Origin of the sequence: Tianweitania sp. (genome assembly GCF_032053605.1) — a bacterium.
Classification (GTDB): Bacteria; Pseudomonadota; Alphaproteobacteria; order Rhizobiales; family Rhizobiaceae; genus Tianweitania.
This window is the reverse complement of sequence record NZ_DAMBUH010000192.1, coordinates 1-2,736: the sequence shown is the minus strand read 5'-3', so window position 1 is coordinate 2,736 and position 2,736 is coordinate 1. Positions and strand designations below refer to the sequence as shown.

Genomic DNA, 2,736 nt, shown 5'->3' with positions numbered 1-2,736 from the left:
CCGGCGCAAAAAGGAGGCGCCTCGACGATGAACATGATCCGAACCGCAATGCTGCTCGCCTTCATGACCGCGCTTTTCATGGGCGTCGGCTATCTTATCGGCGGCACGGGTGGCATGGGGATCGCCTTCTTGTTCGCCGCCGGCATGAACCTGTTTTCCTATTGGAACGCCGACAAGATGGTTCTGCGCATGAACAATGCGATGGAAGTCGATCGCAGTTCGGCGCCCGAATATTACGGGATAGTGGAAGATCTGGCACGCCGCGCCAACCTGCCGATGCCGCGCGTCTATCTGATCGACGAAGACCAGCCGAACGCGTTCGCCACCGGCCGTAATCCGCAAAACGCAGCGGTTGCCGCCACAACCGGTCTGTTGCGCCGCCTCAACGCCGATGAAGTGGCGGGCGTCATGGCGCACGAGCTGGCGCATGTGCAGAACCGCGACACGCTGACGATGACGATCACCGCGACGCTGGCCGGCGCGATCTCCATGCTCGGCAATTTTGCGTTCTTTTTCGGCGGCAACCGCGAGAACAACAACAATCCGCTGGGCGGCATCGGCGTGATCGTCGCCATGATCGTGGCGCCGCTTGCGGCGATGATCGTGCAGATGGCGATCAGCCGGACGCGCGAATATTCGGCCGATCGGCGTGGCGCGGAGATCTGCGGCAACCCGAATGCGTTGGCGTCTGCCTTGAACAAGATCGCGCGCGGCGCGCATCAGATCGTCAACGAGGGTGCGGAGCGCAATCCGGCTGCCGCGCATATGTTCATCATCAACCCGCTGTCGGGCCAGCGCATGGACAACCTGTTCTCGACCCATCCGGATACCGGCAACCGCATCGCGGCCCTGCAGGCTATGACCGACATTCAGCCGGGCCGGAGCTATGGCGGCGGGTTCCAGCCGCAACGTGCGAGCGCGCCGGAAGGTGCGGCCGGCCCGTGGAGCGGTTCGCGTAACAAACCGTCCACTCGCCGGGGACCATGGTCTTGAACCAGCCTCGCATGCGCAACGGCAGCGCCAATCGCCGGCCTTCGTCCTTCGCCAATCCAACCTCCGACATTCCCGGCCTGCCCGCGCGGCAGGCTGCGGCCAAGCTTCTGGCGGCGGTGGTTGATGCCCGCACCTCGCTCGATGGGCTGACCGACGAGGAGCATGGGCACCCCGCTTATCGCGCGCTGGAAGGTCGCGACCGTGCTCTGGTTCGCGCCATCCTGATCTCGGCGCTACGTTTCCGGGGCACGATCCAAGCGGTGATCTCGAATCAGCTTGACCGGCCACTGCCGGGCAATGCGCTGACGCTGAGCCATGTGCTGCATGTGGCCATCGCGCAGATCCTGTATCTCGACGTGCCGGATCGCGCGGCGGTCGATCTGGCGGTGGAACAGGCGAAGGCTGATCCGCGCACGAAGCGGTTCGACGGGCTGGTCAATGGCGTCTTGCGCTCGATCGTCAGGCGCAAGGCGCAGATTCTTGGCAAGACCCCGATCGCCAACGCGCCGGATTGGTTTGTGGCTCGATTGAACCAAGCCTATGGCGAAGAGCGCGCTAAGGCCATTCTCGCAGCGCATCTGACCGAAGCGCCGGTGGATTTCACCGTGAAGGATGATCCGGCGGGCTGGGCTGAGAAGCTCGGCGGTCTTGCCTTGCCAACCGGCACAGTGCGTGTGGCGCGGCCCGAAGGCGCGATTGCGGCCTTGGCCGGCTATGAAGACGGCGCGTGGTGGGTGCAGGATGCGGCGGCGGCCTTGCCGGCGTTGATCATGGGCGATGTCGAGGGCAAGCGCGTCGCCGATTTGTGCGCGGCGCCGGGTGGCAAGACGGCGCAGCTGATCCAGGCTGGAGCAAAGGTCACTGCGTTGGATATTTCGCGCAGCCGGATCAAGCGCCTACGAGCCAATCTGGAGCGACTCGATCTTCCGGCCGAGGTCGTGGAAGCCGATCTTTCCGTTTACGAACCGGCCGAGCCCTTCGATGCCGTGCTGCTCGATGCGCCTTGCTCCTCCACCGGCACCGTGCGGCGCCATCCCGACGTGCTTTGGACCAAGTCGCCGGAAGAGATCGAGAAGCTGGCGGCCGTTCAGCTGCGCCTGTTGAAGGCAGCTGTGCGGCTGGTGAAACCCGGCGGGCGCATCGTCTTTTCCAACTGCTCGCTCGATCCGGTGGAAGGCGAGCAGATGGTGGAGCGCATCCTCCTTGAACAGCCGGAGCTTGAGCTGGAGCCGATTGCGCCGGGCGAAATACCTGTCGTGGATACCTTTCTCACACCATCAGGCACGGTGCGCACGACCCCAGCCGATCTGCCGCATGAAGACCCCGCATTGGCCGGCATGGACGGCTTCTTCGCCGCTCGGCTCCGACGCCGTGGTTAACGCCGGGTTGATTTCGGCTTCTCCATCAAAGCTCCGTTAACCATCCCCGTCTAGATTGCCTGGAGGAGTCGATGATGGGATGGTTGGGTGAGTGCTGCCGTAGAAGCGCCGGAGCTTTGGGGCTTGGTGGCAAAGGCGCTGTGGCGCAAGACGCGCCGGCGCTTGCGTGCCGGTCCGGGCTGGCGCTTTCGCTATGCCGGACGCACGCCTGACCGGCTGCTGATCGCGCCGCCCGATCTGCGCCTCGCCGATCCACAGATCGCTCAGGACATTTACTACGGACGGTTTCCATTTGCCGGCAAGGTGGTGGAAACCAGCGGCCGCTCGCCTTTCGACATCACGGTTGCGTCGCCGGAATGGGTCG

Annotated in this window: 2 protein-coding genes and 1 pseudogene; all 3 read left to right on the top strand. The window is 64.3% G+C overall.

What is annotated here, in order from left to right:
- The first annotated feature begins 27 nt into the window (after positions 1-27).
- The gene (gene htpX / locus RTX98_RS20585; RefSeq protein ID WP_312798750.1) at positions 28-993 is read left to right on the top strand and encodes a zinc metalloprotease HtpX; all 966 of its coding nucleotides are present in this window, start codon (positions 28-30) and stop codon (positions 991-993) included.
- The gene (locus RTX98_RS20580; protein WP_416223192.1) at positions 990-2,372 is read left to right on the top strand and encodes an RsmB/NOP family class I SAM-dependent RNA methyltransferase; all 1,383 of its coding nucleotides are present in this window, start codon (positions 990-992) and stop codon (positions 2,370-2,372) included. The genes htpX and RTX98_RS20580 overlap by 4 nt, the downstream gene beginning before the upstream one ends.
- A gap of 87 nt (positions 2,373-2,459) precedes the next feature.
- Positions 2,460-2,736 (top strand): annotated as a pseudogene (locus RTX98_RS20575) (heparinase); the annotation flags it as partial.